At 64.6% G+C, this 21,861-nt stretch carries 18 protein-coding genes; 6 read left to right on the top strand and 12 right to left on the bottom strand.

Annotated elements, in window-relative coordinates; all coding sequences use genetic code 11:
* The first annotated feature begins 13 nt into the window (after nucleotides 1–13).
* Nucleotides 14–415, top strand: a complete 402-nt coding sequence (locus GN300_RS21850; RefSeq protein WP_003942341.1) for a hypothetical protein — start codon at nucleotides 14–16, stop codon at nucleotides 413–415.
* Here GN300_RS21850 and GN300_RS21845 read toward each other — a convergent pair.
* Together GN300_RS21845 and GN300_RS21840 are read right to left on the bottom strand one after the other, a co-directional pair.
* Nucleotides 412–3,804, bottom strand: a complete 3,393-nt coding sequence (locus tag GN300_RS21845) for an ATP-dependent DNA helicase (RefSeq protein WP_063316622.1) — start codon at nucleotides 3,802–3,804, stop codon at nucleotides 412–414. The genes GN300_RS21850 and GN300_RS21845 overlap by 4 nt on opposite strands.
* Entirely contained in the window at nucleotides 3,805–7,167 is a 3,363-nt protein-coding gene (locus tag GN300_RS21840) for an ATP-dependent DNA helicase (RefSeq protein ID WP_063316623.1), read from the bottom strand.
* A 52-nt stretch (nucleotides 7,168–7,219) separates the two neighbouring features.
* On the opposite strand from GN300_RS21840, the gene GN300_RS21835 reads away from it, so the two are divergent.
* The 3 genes from GN300_RS21835 to GN300_RS21825 are packed head-to-tail and all read left to right on the top strand — an operon-like array spanning nucleotide 7,220 to nucleotide 10,111.
* On the top strand, nucleotides 7,220–8,008 hold the full coding sequence (locus GN300_RS21835; RefSeq protein WP_063316624.1) for an alpha/beta hydrolase: 789 nt from the start codon (nucleotides 7,220–7,222) through the stop codon (nucleotides 8,006–8,008).
* A gap of 10 nt (nucleotides 8,009–8,018) precedes the next feature.
* A complete protein-coding gene (locus GN300_RS21830) occupies nucleotides 8,019–8,315 on the top strand; it encodes an MGMT family protein (protein ID WP_003942322.1) in 297 nt (98 codons plus the stop codon).
* 50 nt (nucleotides 8,316–8,365) lie between these two features.
* Nucleotides 8,366–10,111 carry an NTP transferase domain-containing protein gene (locus GN300_RS21825; protein ID WP_063316747.1) on the top strand — a complete coding sequence of 582 codons (1,746 nt, stop codon included), beginning with the start codon at nucleotides 8,366–8,368 and terminating at the stop codon, nucleotides 10,109–10,111.
* 5 nt (nucleotides 10,112–10,116) lie between these two features.
* Here the strand turns inward: GN300_RS21825 and GN300_RS21820 are convergent, their stop codons facing one another.
* Nucleotides 10,117–10,461 (bottom strand): hypothetical protein, encoded by a 345-nt coding sequence (locus GN300_RS21820; RefSeq protein WP_007731243.1) that lies wholly within the window; start codon nucleotides 10,459–10,461, stop codon nucleotides 10,117–10,119.
* Nucleotides 10,458–11,036: a hypothetical protein gene (locus tag GN300_RS21815; protein ID WP_054782230.1), complete on the bottom strand. Its 579-nt coding sequence runs from the start codon at nucleotides 11,034–11,036 to the stop codon at nucleotides 10,458–10,460. The genes GN300_RS21820 and GN300_RS21815 overlap by 4 nt, the downstream gene beginning before the upstream one ends.
* Nucleotides 11,037–11,125: 89 nt before the next feature.
* Between GN300_RS21815 and GN300_RS21810 the strand changes: the two genes are divergently transcribed.
* On the top strand, nucleotides 11,126–11,893 hold the full coding sequence (locus tag GN300_RS21810; protein ID WP_003942311.1) for a hypothetical protein: 768 nt from the start codon (nucleotides 11,126–11,128) through the stop codon (nucleotides 11,891–11,893).
* Between the two features lie 19 nt (nucleotides 11,894–11,912).
* On the opposite strand, the gene GN300_RS21805 is transcribed toward GN300_RS21810, so the two are convergent.
* The 7 genes from GN300_RS21805 to GN300_RS21775 all read right to left on the bottom strand — a co-directional run bounded on the left by GN300_RS21805 (nucleotide 11,913) and on the right by GN300_RS21775 (nucleotide 20,229).
* Nucleotides 11,913–12,560: a maleylpyruvate isomerase family mycothiol-dependent enzyme gene (locus tag GN300_RS21805; protein ID WP_063316625.1), complete on the bottom strand. Its 648-nt coding sequence runs from the start codon at nucleotides 12,558–12,560 to the stop codon at nucleotides 11,913–11,915.
* Nucleotides 12,505–13,254, bottom strand: coding sequence for a sirohydrochlorin chelatase (locus tag GN300_RS21800; RefSeq protein WP_063316626.1), 750 nt, complete (start codon nucleotides 13,252–13,254; stop codon nucleotides 12,505–12,507). The genes GN300_RS21805 and GN300_RS21800 overlap by 56 nt, the downstream gene beginning before the upstream one ends.
* Nucleotides 13,241–14,401: a uroporphyrinogen-III synthase gene (locus tag GN300_RS21795; RefSeq protein ID WP_007731238.1), complete on the bottom strand. Its 1,161-nt coding sequence runs from the start codon at nucleotides 14,399–14,401 to the stop codon at nucleotides 13,241–13,243. The genes GN300_RS21800 and GN300_RS21795 overlap by 14 nt, the downstream gene beginning before the upstream one ends.
* Nucleotides 14,398–14,811 carry a nitrite reductase small subunit NirD gene (gene nirD, locus GN300_RS21790; RefSeq protein WP_007731236.1) on the bottom strand — a complete coding sequence of 138 codons (414 nt, stop codon included), beginning with the start codon at nucleotides 14,809–14,811 and terminating at the stop codon, nucleotides 14,398–14,400. The genes GN300_RS21795 and nirD overlap by 4 nt, the downstream gene beginning before the upstream one ends.
* Nucleotides 14,812–14,901: 90 nt before the next feature.
* On the bottom strand, nucleotides 14,902–17,403 hold the full coding sequence (nirB, locus tag GN300_RS21785) for a nitrite reductase large subunit NirB (RefSeq protein WP_054828127.1): 2,502 nt from the start codon (nucleotides 17,401–17,403) through the stop codon (nucleotides 14,902–14,904).
* Between the two features lie 49 nt (nucleotides 17,404–17,452).
* Nucleotides 17,453–18,853, bottom strand: a complete 1,401-nt coding sequence (locus GN300_RS21780; protein WP_085989607.1) for a nitrate/nitrite transporter — start codon at nucleotides 18,851–18,853, stop codon at nucleotides 17,453–17,455.
* Between the two features lie 113 nt (nucleotides 18,854–18,966).
* Nucleotides 18,967–20,229, bottom strand: coding sequence for an MFS transporter (locus GN300_RS21775; protein ID WP_063316627.1), 1,263 nt, complete (start codon nucleotides 20,227–20,229; stop codon nucleotides 18,967–18,969).
* A 93-nt stretch (nucleotides 20,230–20,322) separates the two neighbouring features.
* Between GN300_RS21775 and GN300_RS21770 the strand changes: the two genes are divergently transcribed.
* Nucleotides 20,323–21,003 (top strand): FadR/GntR family transcriptional regulator, encoded by a 681-nt coding sequence (locus GN300_RS21770; protein WP_063316628.1) that lies wholly within the window; start codon nucleotides 20,323–20,325, stop codon nucleotides 21,001–21,003.
* On the opposite strand, the gene GN300_RS21765 is transcribed toward GN300_RS21770, so the two are convergent.
* Nucleotides 21,000–21,854, bottom strand: coding sequence for a TIGR02569 family protein (locus GN300_RS21765; protein WP_007731227.1), 855 nt, complete (start codon nucleotides 21,852–21,854; stop codon nucleotides 21,000–21,002). The two genes, GN300_RS21770 and GN300_RS21765, sit on opposite strands and share 4 nt — an antisense overlap.
* Between the last annotated feature and the right edge of the window lie 7 nt (nucleotides 21,855–21,861).

Raw genomic sequence — 21,861 nt, 5'->3', positions numbered from 1 at the left:
GCAGGCTGGGCAAATGCCTTTCACCGGTTCGACGTCCACTCCCAGCCAAGCGGCCGCTCTTCGTTTGTCGGCCCTCCTTCTCGGCGCCGGCACCATGCATTTCGTGGCGCCTTCCTTCTTCGACAGCACCGTTCCCCGCCAGCTTCCCGGACAGGCCCGCACCTACACCCAGGTGTCCGGCGTCGCGGAACTGGCGATCGGCGCTGCCTTGGCCGTGCCGAAGACCCGCAAGCTCGGCGCGGGCCTTGCCGCCGCGCTCTTTGTCGCCGTGTTCCCCGCCAACATCCAGATGGCGATCGACTGGTGCCGAAGCCCGAAGACGTCCACACCGCAGAAGATCGGTTCGATCGCACGTCTTCCCCTGCAGGTTCCGCTGGTGACCGAAGCACTCAAGGCTCGTCGAAACGCAAGCTAATCTTGCGCGCCTGCCGTTCGGATGAGGCGAGCGAGAGCCTCACCGTCCGGCAGGTTCTCGGGTGCGATGGTGCGACCCGATCGAACGTAGTGAAACGCCGCCCGGACCTTGTCGGCCGGAAACTGTTCGTTGCGCCCCGCCGAACGGGCTCTGGCTGACATCAATTCGGCCCAGGCCACCCGATACGCGGCCAACTGCATCACAACAGCGTCCTCGTTGGCGGCCGACGGTTCGGCACCGGTCTTCCAGTCGATCACCGTCCATCCGCCGTCGGGATCGGCGAACACAGCGTCGATGCGACCCCGCAGAACCGTTCCGGCAATGGATGTTTCGAAAGGAACTTCCACTTCGATCGGGCTGCGATTGGCCCACGGGGACCGCAGGAACGCATCCTGAAGTTTCACCAGATCGGTCTCGGGACCCGCGCCGGTATCCGCGGCGCCGGGTAGTTCGTCGAGATCCAACAGTCGGGTCGCACCGAACCTTCGCTCGATCCAGGCGTGAAAAGCCGTGCCGCGCCGAGCGAGCGGGTTCGGTGGGTACGGCAGTGGTCTACGCAGCCGTGCCGCGAGTTCATCCGGATCTGCCTTGAGGTCGACGAGCTGAGTCACCGAAAGCTGCGCCGGGAGAATCACTTCGGCACGCGCGTTTGCCCGGGCTTCGCGCTCGGCCAGGAGAACGTCGACGTCCGAGGCCCAGTTCTCCGGATCGTCCTCCGGTTCTTCCGTCTCTTTGCTGTCTTGCGGCAGCGATGCAAGTGCGGACAGGACGCTCGCGGCTCCGGCCTCGACCGCGCCGCGACGCGCACCCAGCGGGTCGGGCGGCCACTGCGCCGTACGGGGTGTGGAGGCCAACGGGTTCTCGGTGTCGGGTTCCGGTGCAGGCGCCCATTCCTCCACGACGCCGATCGCACCGCGTGAGTCTTCTTCACCGGCATCGTTTTCGGCCGTGACCATCTGATGCAGCTCGTCCAGGAACTCCGAAGGCCCCTTCGGTTCCGAACCGGATTCCGCCCAGTGATGCGCCGAGATGAACAGCGCCCGTTCGGTTCTGGTCAGCGCGACGTAGAACAGTCGCCGGTCCTCGTCCAGTCGACGGTTGGACAAGGCCTTCTTGTGCGCCGTGATCGCGTTCTCGAGGTCCTTGCGGTTGTACAGCTCCTCGAGGTCGAGCACCGGAACTCCGTCGGCCGAATCCGCGTCGACCGCCCGGTCACCACGCAACGACGGTGGCAGTTCGGCGAGCGCCCCGAGCCACGATCCGGACGCGGTGGACGAGGGGAACACCCCGTCGCTGACATGCGGGATCGCCACTACTTCCCATTCGAGCCCCTTCGCCGAGTGCACGGTCAAGATCTGCACGCGATCCGGCGCCACCTCCACTTCGCCCGGAGTGAGGCCCTTTTCGATCTGTTCGGCGGCCGCGAAGAATGCGAGCATCCCGGGCAGATTGGCTGTTGGACGCGTCGCGTAATTGGCGACGACGTCGGCAAATGCGTCGAGATGCTCGCGGCCCGCGGTCCCGACGACACCGACTCGAGTTCGCGCGCCTGCCTCGATTCCGATACCGAGCACCCGCTCGACCTCCGCCACCAGTTCGGTGAGCGGCTGGCCGATACGTTCGCGCAACGACGCCAATTCTGCCGCTATCGCGTTGATGCGTGTGTACCCGAGAGCTGAATAGCGTTCTGCCGGGCCTGGATCGGAGATCGAATCGACCAATCCTGCTTGCTCGGCGTTCTCCCCCGGCAGCGCGTCCTGAACTGCCGAGGTGAGCGCCTCGGCGTCGGTGACCGCACCCGCTGTTCCGTATCCGGCGGAGATGGCAAGTTCGCGAGAGCGTTGCGAGAGTGCGGCGAGGTCCTTCGCGCCGATCTGCCATCTCGCTCCGGTGAGCAGCCGAACGGCGGCGCTACCCGCCAGCGGATCGGCGACCACTCGGAGCATGGCGATCACGTCCGCCACCTCGGGTGTGTGCAGGAGCCCACCGAGTCCGACCACTTCGACTGGCAGACCCTTGGACCGCAAAGCCTCGGCCAGCGGGGCAGCATCGGCGTTGCGGCGGATCAACACCGCTGCCGTGGGCGTCGGGCGGTCTTCGGCACGTGCCGCCTCGTACTCTTCGGCGATCTTCTCCGCAACCCACTGACGTTCCTGTTCGACGTATCCCAGCAGCGCCAGTCGAACGTCTCCGGCGACGGCTCCCGGCCGCGCACGAAGTGTGCTGACGGCCACACCGCGTCGGCGCAACGGTGCGGACGACAGGTTTGCCAATTCGAGAGCCTCCGGCGGGTTACGCCAACTGGTGAGCAGTTCGAGTGTCGGAGCCGGCTTTCCGTTGGCAAGCGGGAAGTCGGTTGCAAACCGTGGCAGGTTGGCCGCCGACGCGCCTCGCCAACCGTAGATCGACTGCATCGGATCGCCGACGGCTGTCAGCGCCAACCGGCCGTCGGCTCCCCCACCGAACAACGAGGACAACAACACTCGCTGAGCGTGACCGGTGTCCTGGTACTCGTCGAGAAGAACTACCCGAAAGCGCTCACGCTCGGTTTGCCCGACCTCGGGATGTTCGGAGGCGACACGGGCCGACAGCGACATCTGGCTGCCGAAATCCAATGCGCCTTCACGCCGCAGCGTCTCACCCAGCCGGGCAACGAGGGGCAGTAGCTCGATGCGTTTGTGTTGCACATCAAGGTAATTCAACAGCTCTTTGCTCGGCCCACCCCGCTGTTTCGGACCGGCGGGCAGAGTATGAATCAGCTTGTCCAACTCGGTGTGAGCCTCGAGCAACTGCTCGGGGTCGACCAGGTGCTCCGCCAACTGACCGGCAAGGGCCAGAACGGTTTCGGTGATGGACCCCGGATTCTTGTCGGTGTCCAGATCACTGTCCCAGCCGCTCACGACGCGGTGCGCAACCTGCCACAGTTCGGTCTCGGACAACAGCGTCGCCGAGGGTTCGATCGGCAACAGCAGTCCGTGCTCGGACAGCAACCGTCCCGCGTAAGCATGGTAGGTACTGACTTCGGGTTCCCCGGCCAGAATCCGGGAACGCACTCCGCCGGTCGGGTCGAGTGCCCGCAAAACGTCCGAACCCGCCAGTCGCGCCAAGCGCTTGCGGATTCGCGACGTGAGCTGTTGTGCCGCTTTGCGCGTGAAGGTCAATCCGAGAACGGCCTCGGGATCGACGAAGCCGTTGGCCACCAGCCACACGACGCGAGCAGCCATCGTCTCGGTCTTACCGGCACCGGCACCGGCGACGACCAATGTCGGACCGAGCGGTGCGGCGATGACTGCCGCCTGTTCCGGCGTCGGCGGGTGTTGACCGAGCGCGACCGCCAGGTCGACAGGATCGATCTTCGGTCGGCGTGCCTTCTGCGTCGCGGCAGCCACTTAGTTACTCACCTGTCGTCCCTCGTCGTGTGCCGGGCAACTCGAGCGCACCGGGCAATGTCTACATCCGTCGTTGACCCTGGCCAGATACTGCGGCCCTTGGGTCGCTGCCGCTGCGTTATGGATGACGTCTCGCCACATCTCGACGGCTTCGGCCGTCAGCGGCGGCTGAACTCGCTGCGCCGCACCGTCTTTCTTGTTGGACTTGGCCACGAATACCAGGCGTGCACCGCCGGGTTGTGTGGCCGGTTCGCCGGCAATCGCACCTTCGGCCGCTGCGACCTGGTACGCCGCCAACTGCGCGTGAGATTGCGCGGCCTCGTTGCTGACAGGGTTTCGCGCAGTCTTGACGTCGACAACCACCGGACGGCCTTCGGTGTCGCGCTCGAGCCGGTCGATCCGGCCACGAAGCTTGACCGCAGGCGCTCCCTCCTCACGTGGTTCGAGGACCCCCTCGACCGCGACCTCGACGCCGACTTCGGTCAGTTCACCGCGAGTTGCGTTCATCCAGGCGGTGAACGTCGCCAGCATCTCCCGAGTTCGATTGAGTTCGCGGCGCGAGTACCACTGCGATCCCAGATCGATGGATTCCCAGGCATTTTCGAGTGCCTTCTCGACCTGATCCGGTGGAATCCGGCCGGCCAATGCCTGCACCAAAGTATGGACCAGCGTACCGGCGATCGCATGAGTGTTGTCTCCGTCGCTGCCGCCATGACGCTCGAACACCCATCGGAGAGGGCATGTTTCGAGAAGCTCGATGGTGGACGGCGATAGTGAAACCGGTCCGTCCTCGGGCTGCCACATGGGAGCAGCGGTACTCGGCTCGGCTGTGCCGTACCACTGATCCGGGTGCGCGCCGCGTACCCCGGCAGCAGCCAGACGTGCCAACTGGCGAGCGGCCCGGGAATGCTTCTCGGGGTCGAAATGCGCGATGTCGGGATCACACACGACGCTGCGAAGCTGTGCGACCAGTGCAGGCAGCGACAGAACCCGGGTATCCCCGGTCTCGGGTGCAACGACGTCGAGATCGGAGGACGGATCGTCCGAGTACGCGTCACCACGGATCAATTCGTCCACGAACCGCGAAGGCACCAAGTCGGTGTCCCCCGAAGCCGATTCGACTGCGGTGATCAGCAGACGGCGACGAGCACGGCTACAGGCAACCAGGAACAACCTGCGTTCTTCGGCCAGAAGCGGTGCGGTTCGCGAGAGTCGTTCGGCAGCCGAGTCACTGCCGTCGGAGACTCCGTTGACCAGGTCGATCAGCGCTTCGGTACGCAGTAGCGATCCGCGTGCCCGCAAACTCGGCCAGAGCCCCTCCTGCACACCCGCCACCGCCACGACCGCCCATTCGCGACCCGCCGCGGCGTGAGCGCTGACCACGGTGACGGCGTCGGGAGTGATGACCGACCGGCTCCGCGAGTCGGTCGGTATCTCCTGGCTGGTCAAGTAGTCGACGAAACCGGCGAGTTGCGAACGCGGCAACCGGTCGACGTAGTTGGCGGCCGCGTCGAAAAGTGCGACGACTGCGTCGAGGTCTCGATCGGCCTGTGAGCCGATAGGTCCGCCGCGCGCCGACGCAGCCGCCCAGCGTCGTTCCAGCCCCGTCGCCTGCCATGCTGCCCACAGAACTTCTTCGACCCCGAGACCTCGCTCGAGAGGCACTCGGGCCTTGCGAAGGACCGACAGCACGCGATTGAGTGCCGCAGCTTCGACGTCTGTCAACTTGCCCATGAGGCGCTTGGACTGCGCACGATCCTCGTCGATCAGAATGAGCCGCAACAACTCCGAGGAGTCCCGATCACTTCCCGATGCCAACTCGACCCGGCGCAGGCCACGACGCAACCGGCGCAGGGTGACCGGCTCGGCGCCGCCGATGGGACCGGCTATCAGGGCAAGCGCGTCGTCGCCGGTGAACTGATCGCCGCCGAGCGCCCGAAGGACCAGCAGCAGGCCGGACACTCCGTGTTGCCTGGCCAGCGGCAATTCGGTGGCAGCGGTCGTGACGGGTACCCCGGCCGCGAGCAGGGCTCGCCGGAGAGGGGCGAGAGTACGCGGCACCGACCGCACGATGACGGCCATCTCGGACCAAGCAATCCCGTCCAGCAGATGCGCCCGGCGCAAGGTATCTGCGACGACTGCCGCTTCTTTGGCCGTCGTACCGAGAACCCGCACCGACGCCCGCCCCGGGTCCTCATCGGTGAGATCGGATGGAACCGCGATGCGATGAGCAAGGTTGCCGGGCAGCCGCGCAGCGATCTTGGCCGCGATCGACGCGACGTCGGCGTTGTTGCGAAACGTGGTGGGCAGGACGATCTGGCGCTCGTCTCCGCGCTCGGCGAGTCCGAGTAGGAACGCCGAATCCGCACCGCGGAACCCGAAGACCGACTGATCGGGATCACCGGCGATGACCGTGCCCGCAGTTGCGGTTCCGATCAGCCGAACCAGCTGCGCCGCCTGCGGATCCAGATGTTGTGCGTCGTCGACGAGTAGGTGCCGGATCCGAGCGCGCTCGGAGCGAAGCAATTCGGGATCGGTGGCGAACGCGGTCAATGCCGCACCGATCAACTCGGCCGCGTCGAGTGCCGGCGCCGTCGCCTCCGGAGCCTCGACACCGACACTGCCGCGTAGCAGCACGCCTTGCTCGTAGGCCTCGGCGAACCGCCCGGCCGCCACCCACTCCGGACGGCCACGCTTCTTGCCGAGCTTGACCAGATCTTCGGGACCGAGTCCGCGCTCGTTCGCTCGCAGCATCAGATCTCGAAGTTCGACGGCAAAGCCGTTCAAACCCAATGCGGGTCGCAGGCGCTCCGGCCACCGGAGCGCACCGTCTTCTATGTCGCCGCGCAACATCTCTCGGAGCACCGAGTCCTGCTCGGCGCCGGTGATCAGGCGTGGCGGCGCGTTGCCGTGCGCTGCGGCTTGAAGCCGGAGTACGGCAAAGGCGTACGAGTGAACGGTGCGGACCAACGGCTCACGAGTTGCCTGCGGTCCGCGTTCTTGTTCGTACCCGAGCAACCCGGCCGTGATCTGCTCGCGGACCTGCGTCGCTGCCCGGCGCGACTCGGTGAGCACCAGGACCGATTCAGGATCTTCGCCACCGGAGATCTTCTGCACTGCCAGATCCACCAGAAGGGACGTCTTGCCGGTTCCGGGGCTGCCGAGTACCTGCCAGGGACTCCAGGCGGCCCCCGAGCCGAATGAAACAGGGCCGAACGCGAGTTGGAACGGATCCTCGGACGGCGGCGCGAACAGCCGGGCCGTCCCTTCGTCCCACGTTCGGGGTATCGGAGACGGCGCAGTTCGGTGCACCAACCGCGCCCGCGGGATGGTGACCTTGCTGCGTGTTGCCGTCTCACTCACCCAGGCATTCCACCAGAGCGCACCGACAACTCACACATCGCCTGCATCCGGCATGATTGACCTCGTGTCTGCACTCCATACGTATCTCTACGGACCCGTCGGGGCACCGGAGATCCTTTCGCTGCACGGTCTGACCGGTCACGGCCGACGTTGGCAGTCGATGGCCGAGAACCAACTGCCCGAAGCGCGCTGGATCTCGCCGGATCTACGCGGTCACGGGCGTTCCACCTGGGCTCCTCCGTGGAACATCGAATCCCACGTGGCGAGCCTGCTGGAGACGCTCGACGAACATGCCACCGGACCGGTGGTGATCGTCGCGCATTCTTTCGGCGGAATGCTGGCGCTGCACCTCGCGGCCACCGCACCGGAACGCGTTCGTGGGCTCGTCCTGCTCGACCCGGCGATCGGGTTGGATCCGACTTTCATGCAGGAAGTGGCCGAACTCACAATCGGCTCACCGGATTACACCGATGCGGCAGAGGCATACTCCGAGAAGATTCACGGCTCGTGGGGTGAGGTTCCCACCCAGGACCTCGACGTCGAGATGGCTGAACACCTGATCGAACTGGGCAACGGACGCGTCAACTGGCGCCTGTCCACGCCCGCGATCGTGACCGGGTGGGGCGAACTCGCTCGCCCGATCGTGCTGCCTCCGTCGTCGATGCCCACCGTGCTGGTTCAGGCGATGAAGGTCCAACCGCCGTACGTCACCGCCGAGCTCCGGGCAGCACTCACCGAGCACCTCGGTGAAAATCTGACCGGTGTCGAATTCGACTGTGACCACATGGTCCCGCACGTACGGGCCGACGAAGTCGCCGCCCTCGTTCGCAGCATGCTCTGAAGGAACAGACATGGCAGCCACCACCGAAGAGCAGATCGAAGAGGTACGGCGCCTCATCGCGTCGATTCCGGCCGGTTTCGTGGCGACGTACGGCGATATCGCTGATGCTGCAGGACTTTCCAGTGCTCGCACGGTCGGTTGGATCATGCGAACGGACTCTGCCGACCTGCCGTGGCATCGGGTTCTCGGCGCCTCCGGCAAACCGTCGGCGCACCTGGCTCATCGTCAGATCGCCAAGCTCGAACTCGAAGGCGTGCCGATCAAGGACGGTCGGATCGACCTGAAGAAAGCTCGGTATCACTTCTGATTCACGTGTCACCGGTCGTCGTGACGCGGGCGATGGGGCAGCATGGAGGTATGACCGTCACGCCGCCGACAGCCGCCCTCATTCTGGCGGGTGGTCGCGGGACCCGAATGGGTGGTGTCGACAAACCCGGCCTGCTCGTTCACGGCCGCAGGCTCCTCGACATCGCGCTTTCAGCGACGGCGCATCTGGACGCCGTCGTCGTGGTCGGTCCACATCGCCCTGAACTTGATCCTGGCATCACTCAAACTCAGGAAACTCCGGCCGGAGCCGGCCCTGTCGAGGCGATCTGGGCCGGATTGTCTGCGACCCGGTTACCCGACGACGCCGTGGTGGTGGTCCTGGCGTCCGATCTGCCGCACATCGAGGCCGTATCAGTCGACGCTTTGATAGCTGCCACGTCGACGGACAGTCCGGTGACGTGTGCCGTGGACGAGAACAACCGAACCCAATTCCTGCTCTCCGCGTGGACATTTCGCGAGCTCCGGCAACGCCTGTCCACATTGCGGGAGAGTTCGGGGTTGGAGAATCAACCTATGAAAGCGATTGTCACCGAACCGTTCTCGACGCTGCGTGTCACTGGTACCACTGACTGCGACACACCGGCGGACATCGACCGCGCGCGAAACCATCCGCGCCTGACGATCGAGCAAGCCCGCGCCGCCGTCAGGAACTCACTGACAGCATTGTCACCACACCGGGCCGCCCTCGCCGACAGTCTCGGAGCAACGCTCGCGCAGCCTCTCGTCGCCCTGGGTGATCTTCCTCGATCCGATGTCTCGGCGATGGACGGGTACGCCGTCTCCGGCGAGGGTCCCTGGCGAATCCGCACCGAGATCCGTATCGCGGGCGCCGACGGGCAACTCGAACTCGGTGAAGGCGAAGCGATTCGCATTGCCACGGGAGCACACCTGCCCCTCGGCGCCACCTCGGTGATTCGTGACGAGTATCTGTCCGTCGACGAGCCATCTCGGATGGTACGGAGACTGCCGGATGCGCCGCACCGCAACGACGCTCGACCACGAGGGGAAGATTGGACCACCGGATTCACGATCGCCCCGACTGGTACCGCGGTGACTCCGGCGGTGGTCTCCGCAGCTGCCAGCGGTGAAGTGTTCGACGCCCTCGTCCGTGGTCCGGTACGGGCACGCGTGATAGTCACCGGCGACGAGATCCGGCGGACCGGTCCACTGCGTGAAGGTCAGACCCGCGACTCCGTCGGTGGGATTCTCCCCTACCTACTGGAAAGCAACGGCCTACGGTGCGTGGCGGATTCGCACCTGAGGGACACGGCCGACAGTTTCGAGCGTGTACTGGCGGATGCGACTGAACAGGACCTGCTTGTTGTCATTGGTGCCACGGGCGGCGGCGCTGCCGACGAAATGCGCAGTGCGCTCGATCGACTCGGCGCTCGCACGATTGTCGGGCGAGTCGCCTCGCGCCCGGGCGGATCTCAGATAACGGCTGTCCTGCCCAGTGGTCGGGTGGTTCTCGGCCTCCCCGGCAACCCGTACGCCGCAGTGACCACCCTGTTGACGATGCTGCCCACCGTCGTGGCCGCCTTGACGGGAAGCGACACCCCACCGCCACTGCTCGGCATCATCGAGAACGCCGCTGCGGTGACTTCCGATGCGGTACGCCTACTGCCGGTCACACAATCCGCCGACGGTCGCTGGCGCGCCGAACCGTCTGTACGTACCGCACACCTGGCGGGGTTGATCGGGCGCTCCGCGTTTGCACTCGTTCCGCCACACGCGGAAGACGATGCCGTCGCCGAAGTGGTTGTCCTCCCACGCTGATCGGGTCAGTCGTTTGGGCGCCTACGCCGGTTGACCCCGACCACGCCGACCACTATCGCAAGCACCAGCGAATACACGCCCCACAGCACCAAGAACGGCAGCAGCCACCCGGCATCAACGGTCTGACCGCGCGGTCCGACGCAATACAGCGTGAAATTGGTGGACGTACCGTCGCCGTCGGAAAAGGTATCCGAGACGACCATCGCGCTCGATGTGGGAGCTTCACAGAAAATCGGCGCCAAATGAGCGACCTGTCCTGGCCAGATCACCGAAGACAGTAGTGCAGCAAAGATTCCCACGACCACGATCACCACTACGGAGATCAGCAACGGAGCGATACGGCGGCTCACAGCGGGTGCACCAGGAAGGGAGTTCCGTCAGGCTCGAAGACCACCAGCGCCCGCGAGCGTGGAGATTCCACCATCACGGATGCGCGAATCGCCTCGGTGCGACTGACCGAGATCCCGGTGACTTCGCCGTCGTCGACACCGCTGTTCTCCAGCGCGTCGTCGACCAACTTCTCGAGGTTCGTCAATGCCGGCACTTGATCCAGCGTGAACGATCGTGCATCGAGATCGTCGGTGACACTGACTTGCACGGGGATGGGCTCGCCGAGAATGACTCCGTCGAAAGAGAATCTGTCGAGCTGGGTCGGCTTCCCGGGGTCTCGAACGGTGACTCCGAGCGTCTCGATCGGGCTGATGTCGATGCTGGTCACCGATACCGCGTCGACGCCGTATCTATGTGCGAGGCTGTCGAACCCGCCTCGCACCAACTCCGACGTCATCCCACCGCCACGTTCGCGCATCTGATTGTCGAAATCCATCCGATCGACGGCACCGATACATCCGCTCAGACTCGTGGCCGCCAAAGCGATGGCTACCGTCCACAGCGCCGACCGCACCTGCGAGGACGCGAATTTCATGAGCGGAGCGTACCGCGAGTGTCCGGTTCCATCACGGTGGACTGCGCGTCGCACGAATTACTGTCGGCGACTCGTGGGATCATCGCGCCATGAATCGTGTCGACGAAGGATTCGAACCGCCGGACGCATTGGTCGAGTGGTGCCGCTCCCGCACCTTTCCACTGCACGTCCTCGACGACGAAGCCACCGTCGACCTGGATTGGTGGAACGCACACCTGAAGGACGCCGGCCACACCATCAGCCTGCGCGGGCGTGATCTCGACGGCAAAGTGATCACCGAAGGTCGAGCCATCGTTCAACGCAACGACCTTCGCCCGTCGAGCGATCTCGTTGTCGCCCAGCACGACGGCCTCGGACTACTGTTTCTCTGCGCGGCCTGGCAGGGCTCGCACGAGAGCCGACGTTTCACACGGCGGTTCCCCAACGTCTTCAATCCCCATCACCGCGAGGACGAGGATCCGCTGACCCAGATCACAGCCATTCTCGATCACTGCTCGAAAAACAAGTCGATGCCCGTCGTCCGGCGCGACACCTGGTCCGGGTGGCCACTCACCCCCGGTGTCGGGGTATCGCTGATGGCCGCTTTCATGTGGGCAGTGGGCGTACAGGACGAAGGCCGACGCGCTCAGATGATCGACCAGTACGGAGTCTCGACGCTCATCCACGAGGGCTGGCTCGAGGATCCTTCCGTCACCGGCTTCACGACGCGTCGCTACCGCCGGTACTGCGAACTTCTCGACAGCTGGGCCTATGCCGCCGGCACCCAACCCGAGATCGTCGAGATGTGGTTGGTGAAAAGGTGGAGTGCGCGGTTGGCCCAAGCACGCAACGACGTGAGCGCCCCCACCCTGTTCTAACTCTCAGAACGGCTGCATCTCAGAACGGCCAGGCAGGGAGAGTCGGCAGCCCCACCCTCGTCGGCCTCCCAACCAACCAGGCCAAGGTCTCCGCGTCGGACAGTGACGGCACTCGTACACCCGGGACCGCCGTCTCGAGTGCGCCCAACTGACTGGCGAGAGTGAATTCCACGAACTCGGCAGGCCAGTCGTGGCAGGTGTAACCGATGTCGAGGTCCATCAGGTGAATCTCGATCTCGTTCCAGCGCAGGATCGGTAGATCGAATGCCGTCACAGGTTTGCGCCACGGCACCGGTGTGTCCAGTCGATCTGTCGGGATCTCGCACAACGCGTCGACCAGCCTCGTTCCCGAGAAGCGGTAGTCGAGGGCCAACAATTCAGCCGGGCGATCTGCGCCCTCTTCGATTGCAGCATTGCGCGCATCCGGCCCCCCTGGATACATCTCCCCCGATTCGCCGCCCTGCACGCCGGCAACAAATCTGCCCAGCGCGTCGGCGTTGCGCGACATGTGCGTCACGACGTGTCCCCGACTCCACCCGGGGAGCCCGGAGGGCTCCCGCGCCTGCTCTTCGGTCAGTGCACCGATGAGAGCCTGTGCCTTGACGTCGGATTCACAAACTGCTGCGACCAGGTCGGCATACGTCGGCGTTACGGAGTGAGACGTCATGCAGCGATACTAGTTCCCTTCGCGCACTCTCATACCGATTCACGACAAGGTCCACCACTCCCGGATCGACGCCGAGCGGTTCGGTCACACCATCGGCTCCTGCAGCGTGCAACCTTTCGTGGAACAGCCCGTGCGCGAGGAGGTACGAGGCGACAAAAACTCGCTTCGCGCCGCGAACGCGTGCTGCTGCAACAACATCGGCTACCTTCGGCTCCCCGGTCGCGATGTACCCGATGTCGACACGAGTCCCCGCCGCTTCGGCAAGCATCAGCGCAGCACGCTCGACGTCTCGCAGCGCCCGCGCATCGGACGACCCGGCGGCAGCAAGCACTGTCGCGTCACCCGGATTCCACCCCGCTTCGGTCAAGCGCCGAAGCAACACGCGTGCAAGCGCCGGATCGGGTCCGAGTGCGGGCGTCACACTCACAGCCGAGTGCTCACTGAGCGTCACTTCGCGTCGAACATCGGTGTGAACGTGGTAGCCGGACGCCAGGAACGCCGGTACGAGAATCGCTCGCCCCGGAGTGTCCCGGAGGACTTCCGAAGGTGACGGACCGAGCACATCGACAAAGGCAACGCGCGTGCGTCCGACGCGCGTGCCGACGGCTTCGGCCAGGGCGGCAACCATTTCCACGCCACGTGCACTACGCGTGCCGTGAGCTACCAGTACGAGTACATCGTCATCGCGTTGCATAGTCACCGGGATTCTGTACGTAGTCGCCGGGGTCGAGGGCAAGTCGATAGCCCCGCTTGACCACCGTCTGAACGGCTTTGGGCGCACCGAGGCACGCGCGCAATCGGGCGACGGCGGTCTCGACGGCGTGGGTGTCGCCGCCGCCGCCGGGAAGAGAAGCCAGAAGTTCGTCGCGGGAGACGACTCGACCGGGACTCGCACCGAGAGTGCGGATCAACGACATCGCAGCCGGCGGCAATTGCTTCACTTCACCGTCCACGACTACGCAACCGCCGCGAATGCTGATTTCGTGTTCGCCGGCTTGAATCTTGTTGGCTCGCTGCGGGAGTTCGTCGACGATGTGTCTCGCGAGCGCGCCCAGACGTGCCCGCGCCGGGGCTGTGGTCGGTACATTCAAGGCTTCGAGCGGCGCCGAGGTGACCGGGCCGACGCACATGGCCGCCACCGGACCCCGCATCGCGTCGAGAATGTCTCCGAGATCCCCGGTCTTGTCGGCGCGCATCAACATCGAGGCTACGGCCGGTGCACTGGTGAAACTGACGGCGTCGATTCCGGCTGACGCTATGGCGTCGATCATCCGGTCGAGCAGCGTCGGATCCTCCGGCGGTTCCCATCGATAGACGGGCACCGCGATGACCTCGGCGCCGGCCTCGCGCAACACCTGACAGAAGTCGGGAATCGGCTCCCACTCGGTGGTCGCACCATGCAGTTGTACAGCGATCCGCTTTCCCGAGACACCCTCTGCCAGAAGATGTTCGAGCACCTCGGCGGAAGACTCGGATGCCGGTGACCATTCCTCACGAAGGTCGGCCGCGCGGATTGCTCCCTTGGCCTTCGGTCCTCGCGCGAGTAGACGAGCCGAACCGAGCGCAGAACCGAGACTTTCGGCTTCGCCCCATCCGTCGGCGGCTTCCAGCCAACCCCGGAATCCGATCCCGGTGGTGGCGACAACCACCTCGGGAGGATCCGAGATGATCTGCTGTGTCACCCTTTCGAGCTCACGGTCGTCGGCCAACGGAATGATTCGAATCGCCGGAGCGTGAACGACATCCGCTCCCCGACGAGTCAGCAAGGTCGCGAACTCCTCGGCGCGGCGCGAAGCAGTGATACCTACCGTGAATCCAGCCAACGGCATGTCGTCACTCACGAGACTGCATCGGAGACAGTCGAGCGAACGCCCTGCATCTGCAAGCTGTGTACCTGAACGACTCCAGCCCACACGCGAACGCCGTACACCGGCAGCGCAACCGACAAGTCGTCCAGCGCCCGGCCGTCGACCAGCGAGAACGCCTGCTTGAGCAGTGGCGAGACCACGATCGGTTCACCGTCCCGGTCGCCGACGAGTCCGCGAGACATCACCGCGGCGCGGCCGTACGGATCGAAGTTGCTGACAGCCCGGAGTGTGCCGTCCTCGAGTAGGAACAGTGCCACCTGCTCGCCGCCGCGAAGAAGCACGGCAACTCCGCGCCCAGGGATCAGATGGCTCAGCGGGCAGGCCGACGTCCATTCGAGTCGATCCGAATCCAGCTTGGCGATCTGCGCATCGATGACACTCATCGAAGTCCTCCTGTCGATCCGGCGACAACGTCGCGCGGGTTCTTGTCTACGTTTCTACGGATCCCGTGTTTCCCACGGGTTACGCGACTATTACCGGCGCGTGGGGATGCTCGGCATGCCCATCAGGACCGGAACCTTGCGCACTCCGGTCTCGTCGAACACAACCGTCGGGTCGGCTTCTTCCGGTGCGTTGACGAACGAGACGAACCTCGACAATTTCTCCGGATCACCCAGCACACCGGCCCATTCGTCCTGGTAACCCTCGACGTGCTTGGCCATCAGTGCCTCGAGTTCCTCGCCGATACCCAGGCTGTCTTCACAAATCACGGCCTTGAGGTGATCGAGTCCGCCTTCGAGTGATTCGACCCACGGCGCCGTGCGCTGGAGGCGATCGGCAGTACGGATGTAGAACATGAGGTAGCGGTCGATGTACTTGACCAAGGTCGCGTCGTCGAGGCCTCCGGCAAGCAACTGAGCGTGTTTGGGCGACTGTCCGCCGTTACCGCCCACATACAGATTCCAACCGTTCTCCGTCGCGATGACGCCGACGTCCTTGCCTCGCGCTTCGGCACATTCACGGGCGCAACCCGAGACGCCGAACTTGATCTTGTGCGGCGAACGCAGACCGCGGTAGCGATTCTCGAGGTCGACGGCCATACCCACCGAATCCTGGACACCGTAGCGGCACCAACTCGAACCGACGCAACTCTTGACCGTCCGGAGGGACTTGCCGTACGCCTGACCCGATTCCATCCCGGCGTCGACGAGGCGCTTCCAGATCGCGGGCAACTGTTCGACGCGGGCACCGAACAAGTCGATGCGCTGACCGCCGGTCACCTTCGTGTACAAGCCGAAGTCTCGCGCGACTTCTCCGATGACGATGAGTTGCTCACCCGTGACCTCGCCGCCCGGCATCCGAGGTACCACGGAGTACGTACCGTTCTTCTGGATGTTCGCGAGGAAGTGATCGTTGGTGTCCTGCAACGACGCCTGCTGGCGGTGCAGGATGTGATCGGAGTCCGTCGAGGCCAGAATCGAAGCGACTACGGGCTTGCAGATGTCGCAACCGGCGCCCTTGCCGTACTTGGCGATCAGCGCCGAGAAAGTTCTGGTCTGCGTCGACTGGACGATCTGGAACAACTCGGCCCGCGACTGCGCGAAATGTTCGCACAGTGCCTTCGACATCACGACGCCGGAATCGGCCAGCAGCTGCTTCACGGTGGGAAGGCAACCGCCACAAGTGGTTCCGGCGCTGGTGCACGCCTTCACAGAAGCGATGTCGCATGCGCCGGCTGCGATTGCACCGCAGATGGCTCCCTTCGTCACGGCGTTGCACGAGCACACCTCGGCGTCGTCGGGCAGCGAGCCTGCACCCGGCTTCTCCCCCGCAGGCGAGATCAATGTCGCCGGGTCACCGGGTAGTTCGCGACCGACCAGCGGGCGCAGCGACGCGTAGGCCGATGCGTCACCGACAAGAATGCCGCCGAGCAGGGTCTTCGCGTCGTCGGAGACCACGAGCTTTGCGTACGTCCCCTTGGACGCGTCGCTGAGGACGACTTCGAGGGCGCCCGGTGAGGTCGCCATCGCGTCACCGAAACTGGCGACGTCGACGCCCATGAGCTTGAGCTTGGTGGACATGTCCGCGCCCGGGAAATCCGCGGCGCCGCCGAGCAGACGATCGGCCACGATCTCGGCCGTCGTGTAACCGGGAGCGACCAGACCGTAGCAACGGCCTTCCACCGCAGCACATTCGCCGACTGCGTAGACGTTCTCGTCCGAAGTCACGCAGCCGAGGTCGGTCAGGATGCCACCGCGCTCCCCCACTGCGATCCCGGCGTCGCGGGCCAGCTGATCACGCGGACGTACTCCGGCGGAGAAGACGAGCAGCGCGGCGTCGATGGTGGAGCCGTCGGAGAGTTCGACCACGATTCCGTTGTCGGCCTGCGAAATTCCCGCCGTCCCGACACCGGTGTGGACAGTGAGCCCGAGTTCGGTGACGAGGCGAGCGAGCAGTGCGCCGCCACCCTCGTCGACCTGCATCGGCATCAATCGCGCATTGTGCTCGACGACGTGTGCCGTCATCCCCATGAGCGAGAGAGCATTTGCGGCCTCGAGTCCAAGCAAACCTCCGCCCACCACGACGCCGACAGCGCCAGGACCAGCCTTCTCGGCGGCGGCCCGGATACCGTCGAGGTCGTCGAGGGTGCGGTAGACAAAACATCCGTCGCCGTCGTGCCCCGGTACGGGAGGCACGAACGGATACGAACCGGTCGCCATCACCAGAGCGTCGTAGGAGATCGTCTCGCCGGTTGTCGTCGTGACCGTGCGTGCATCTTTGTCGATCGCGAGCGCGCCCTCCCCCACACGGAGGTCGACCAGGCTGTCGCCGACGTAATCGTTGCCGGCCAGTGCCAGTTCCTTGGGGTCCCACGCTCCGACGTACGAGGACAGCCCGACTCGGTCGTACGCTGCGTACTGCTCGTCGCAGAGTACGGTCACCGACCAGTTGTTCGCTTCGTCGCGCGAACGCAGTGCCTCGACGAATCGGTGTCCGACCATTCCGTGTCCGATGACAACAACCGACTTGCTCATGACGCCTACTTCCTGAGGTACGAGATAGTTCTGAGATTCTGCGGACCGCTCACGCCGTGACTGCGACCTTCGCCTCGTCGACGTCTGTGGTCAGCGTCGACGGCTTGCGCAGGAAGACGAACCAGGTGACTGCGATGCAGGCGATGTAGAAGGCCAGGAACACCCAGAAGGCCATGGTCGCCGACTTCGCGGGGCTGCTGTACGACGCGCGCAGCACCAGGTTGATACCGACGCCGCCCAAACCGCCTACCGCACCGGCAAATCCGATGAGAGCGCCGGAGATACTGCGCGACCACGTTGCCTTCTCGCTTCGATCCATGTGATCGAAGCTCTGAGCCTTCGCCTCGAAGATCGCCGGGATCATCTTGTAGACGGATCCGTTTCCGATGCCCGAGAGCAGGAACAGGGCGATGAAGCCGAGAACGAATGTCACCATGATCCCGGCGCTGGCGACGCCGGCGGTGTTGTCGTCCATCGTTCCGGCCGTCACGAGTATCGATGCCGCGAATGCCATGGCGACAAACGTCCACATGGTGATCTTGCCGCCGCCGATGCGGTCGGCCAGTTTGCCACCGAGCGGCCGGGCGATCGAACCGAGGAGTGGTCCGATGAAGGCGATCTGTGCTGCATGCAGCGCCGCCGCGGCCGGAGTGGCACCGCCGGCGAGGAAGTTGATCTGCAGAACCTGACCGAAGGCGAAGCTGAATCCGATGAAGGAACCGAACGTACCGATGTACAGGAAGCTGATCACCCACGACTCGGAGAACTTGAGTGCCTTGGCCATCGAGCGCAGGTCCGACTTCTGGTTGCCCAGGTTGTCCATGAACAGCGCGGCACCGACGGCGGCGGCCGCAATGAACACGAGATAGACGGCGCAGACGATCCACGGAGCGCGGTTACCGACGGTGGCGATCACCAGCAGACCGATCAGCTGAATCATCGGCACACCGATGTTGCCGCCGCCGGCATTGAGACCGAGCGCCCACCCCTTGAGGCGTTGCGGGTAGAAGGCATTGATGTTGGTCATCGACGACGCGAAGTTGCCGCCGCCGATACCTGCAGTGGCCGCTACCAACATGAACGTGGTGTACGACGCACCCGGGTTCATCATCAGGTAGAGCGTGAGAAGTGTTGGCACGAAGAGGAACAGCGCACTCATGACGGTCCAGTTACGACCGCCGAACCGTGCGGTGGCAACCGTGTAGGGAATGCGGAGGACCGACCCGACAAGTGTGGGCACTGCGACGAGGAAGAACTTTCCGGCCGCGTCGATGCCGTAGATATCCGTCGGCATGAACAACACCATCACGGACCAGATCGACCAGATCGAGAAGCCGACGTGTTCGGCTACCACTGACCAGATCAGGTTCCGCTTCGCGATGTCCTTGCCGCCGGATTCCCAGGCGTCGACGTCCTCTGCATCCCAATGCTCGATGTAATGACTCACCAGGGCCTCCTGAATATGTTGGAGACCCAAAGGTAGAAAATGGTTATTGCGCCGGTGCTGCGTGCGATGACCACGAAGTCAATTGATCCTCACCCGGTAACAAGACCGGGTGTGAGCTAGTTTTTCGCAGGTGCGTGCCAGGAATCCTCGAGCATCCGAGGCTTGCATGCCTGGTAGGCGCCCAGGAGCACCACGATCACAGCGACGACGAGCAGGCCGAACGGCGCAGCGTATCCACCGGACACGTCGTGGAAAACGCCGAACAGGAGCGGACCGAGGCAGGCAACGGAGTAGCCGATGCCCTGGGTGAAGCCGGACAGTGCCGAGGAACCGATGTGCGAACGAGTACGCAGGTTGATCAGTGTGAGCGACATCGGGAACGTGCTCGGACCGAGGCCCAGGACGACAACCCACACGACCGGCGCCGCCATCGGGGCAAAGTACAGCCCGCCCATGCCGACCAGGTAGCAGACGGCACACGCGATCACGACAGGGAAGGGATTGGCCATGCGGGCGCACAGCGTCGGTGCACCGAAAGCTGCGACGAGCCCGATCACCGAGAACATTCCGACCATCGTTCCGCCGAAGGCGTCACTGGCTCCGGCGTCACGAAGGATCGAGGGAATCCACGTGAACATCGAATACGTGATCAGTGAGGTCATGCCGAACATGCCGGCCATCCCCCAGGCCACGGGAGAACGCCAGACCTGACCGCGTGGCTGTTCTGCCACTGCCGCAACCGAATCCGATGCATTCTCGACGGACCCGGCTTCGTTCGCGCGAGCCTTGCGCGAGCGAGCGAGGGTGATCAACCACGGCACTGCTGCGGCGAAGCCGAAGGCGGACCACCAGCCGATCGAGAACCGCCACCCGAAGGCGTCGGCAACGGGGACTGCGACGAACGCCGGAACGATGGTGCCGATCTGCACGGCCACGATGTAGACCGAACTCATGGTGGCGAGGCGATCCGAGAAGTACCGCTTGACCAACGGCGGGATCACGACATTGCCGATTCCCATGCCTGCCAGTGCCAGAGCCGAGAGGGCCAGCAACGACCATGTCTGAGACATCATGGCGCGCAACAGCATTCCGACGCCGGCCATGAGCATCGCGACGAGGGCCGTCCGCTCGAGCCCGATACGTTTCGCGATGGCGGGAGTGACGAGACCGAAGATGGCGAACATGGCGGTCGGAACCATGCCGAAGACACCGACGATCGAGGCGGAGAAGCCGATCTCGTCGCGAATCTCGGCCGCCAAGGGCGAGAACGAGGTCACCGCAAGTCGAAGTACGAGCGCAGACATCGCAATCGCTGCGAAGACGAGCACACGGCCTTGTACCAACGAGCGGGTTTCGGTTCTCTCCAGTTGAGCAGTCACCGGGAAATCATAGGATGACCGGACGAACTCGCACAAGCGCGGTAATCTAACGTCACATTCACACCACTTACCCGGACCCGAGGAAACAACCACGTGCAACCCGTTCGACGCGCAAGTCTCATCTCGCAGGTCACCGAACAACTCCGCAACGAGATCCGGAGCGGAACCTGGCCGATCGGTTCCAAAATCCCCACCGAATCGGAACTGTCGGAGCTGACCGGGACCGGTCGCAATACCGTGCGCGAGGCAGTCCAGGCGCTCGTACACGCCGGAATGCTGGAACGTCGTCAGGGATCGGGCACCTACGTCGTTGCTGTCTCCGACCTCGGTGGCACTCTCGGCAACTACTTTGCCGGTGCCCACCAGCGGGATGTACTCGAACTTCGGCGCGCACTCGACATCACTGCAGCCACCCTCGCCGCCGCACGGCGAACCGAAGACGACATCGCCGAACTGACGCGGCTACTCGAGCTTCGCACCGCGTCATGGGAGGGTCAGGACGTCGACGCTGCCACCACCGCGGACGTCGCCCTGCACCGAGCAATCGTCGCGGCCAGCCACAACGAGGTCTACCTGGAGTTCTACGACTCCCTGCTCCCGGTCATCGAGACCACGATCCAACAGCACATCGATGCAACCGGCGAAGGATTCCACTCGCAGCACGCGAACCTCGTCAACGCTGTCGTCGACGGGAACACCGTGGCCGCCTCGAACGCCGCACGCGAGCTGTTCGAGGGCCTGGTCTCGGACTTCGGTACCGGCGCCCCGATCTAGAGCAGCAAGCGCACGATGTCGGACGTACGGGCCAACCCCGGGAACGCGTCCGCCGTCGAGCGAGGATGCAGAACATGAACCGCCAAGCGGAACATCACCGCACGTAGAAGCATCTGCGGCCACTCGGGGAGATCTTCCCACCGGCCGACCAGTGCCTCGTCGGCACCGCCCCACGAGATCGCGTCGACCACAGCGACGGCGGCGGCCCACGCAGCCGGCCGCCAATACGGCGTGATGTCGGTGATTCCGGGCGCCATACTGCCCGAGAACAGCACTGTCCCGAACAGATCGCCGTGCACGAGCTGGTCCGGGCTCTGCACCGGCTTACGCAAAGTAGCGAGCCCGGCGATCAGTTCCAGACTTTTGCGACCGTCAGGAGTGGGCGTCTCGAGTTGCTCGACGCCCTTCGCGATCCTCAGCGGAACCGTTTCCCATGCCGCGCGATCAGCGGCGACGAATACGTCGACCTCGGCCCACGGCGGCACGGGCGGTTGCGCAAGGAAGCGCGGGCGCTCGAGCGAGGCCGTCGCCGCATGCAGTCGGCAGGACATCGAGACCACTTCGTCGTGACGTGGTTCCGGCGATCCGACGATGAAGGTGTCGGCACGCCAGCCCGAGACGACGTAACGACCGTCGGTCGAACGCACCGGTCGAGCCAGCCGAACGCCGTCGACTTCGAGGTTCTCTCGCACCTTCGCCGACCACGCTGCGCGGGCATGATCCGCGACTGCTGAAAGGACAACGTCTCCACACAGCCACCCGCCGTCCCAATCCGCACCGAGTGGGATGGGATCGACTTCACGGAGGCCGAAGGTGGAGCACACGTGCTGGGGAGGTTGGCCTGTGCTCACACCCCAA

It is taken from the genome of Rhodococcus sp. Ni2 (genome assembly GCF_021352185.1).
Taxonomy (GTDB): domain Bacteria; phylum Actinomycetota; class Actinomycetes; order Mycobacteriales; family Mycobacteriaceae; genus Rhodococcus_F; species Rhodococcus_F qingshengii.
This window is presented reverse-complemented; position numbering and strand designations above follow the sequence as displayed.

Bases quoted from the DNA above. Each gene is read 5' to 3' on its own strand.
- GN300_RS21850 (WP_003942341.1), top strand. From the start codon at position 14: ATGCCTTTCACCGGTTCGACGTCCACTCCCAGCCAAGCGGCCGCTCTT.
- GN300_RS21835 (WP_063316624.1), top strand. From the start codon at position 7,220: ATGATTGACCTCGTGTCTGCACTCCATACGTATCTCTACGGACCCGTC.
- GN300_RS21830 (WP_003942322.1), top strand. From the start codon at position 8,019: ATGGCAGCCACCACCGAAGAGCAGATCGAAGAGGTACGGCGCCTCATC.
- GN300_RS21825 (WP_063316747.1), top strand. From the start codon at position 8,366: ATGACCGTCACGCCGCCGACAGCCGCCCTCATTCTGGCGGGTGGTCGC.
- GN300_RS21815 (WP_054782230.1), bottom strand. From the start codon at position 11,036: ATGAAATTCGCGTCCTCGCAGGTGCGGTCGGCGCTGTGGACGGTAGCC.
- GN300_RS21810 (WP_003942311.1), top strand. From the start codon at position 11,126: ATGAATCGTGTCGACGAAGGATTCGAACCGCCGGACGCATTGGTCGAG.
- GN300_RS21805 (WP_063316625.1), bottom strand. From the start codon at position 12,560: ATGACGTCTCACTCCGTAACGCCGACGTATGCCGACCTGGTCGCAGCA.
- GN300_RS21800 (WP_063316626.1), bottom strand. From the start codon at position 13,254: ATGCAACGCGATGACGATGTACTCGTACTGGTAGCTCACGGCACGCGT.
- nirD (WP_007731236.1), bottom strand. From the start codon at position 14,811: ATGAGTGTCATCGATGCGCAGATCGCCAAGCTGGATTCGGATCGACTC.
- nirB (WP_054828127.1), bottom strand. From the start codon at position 17,403: ATGAGCAAGTCGGTTGTTGTCATCGGACACGGAATGGTCGGACACCGA.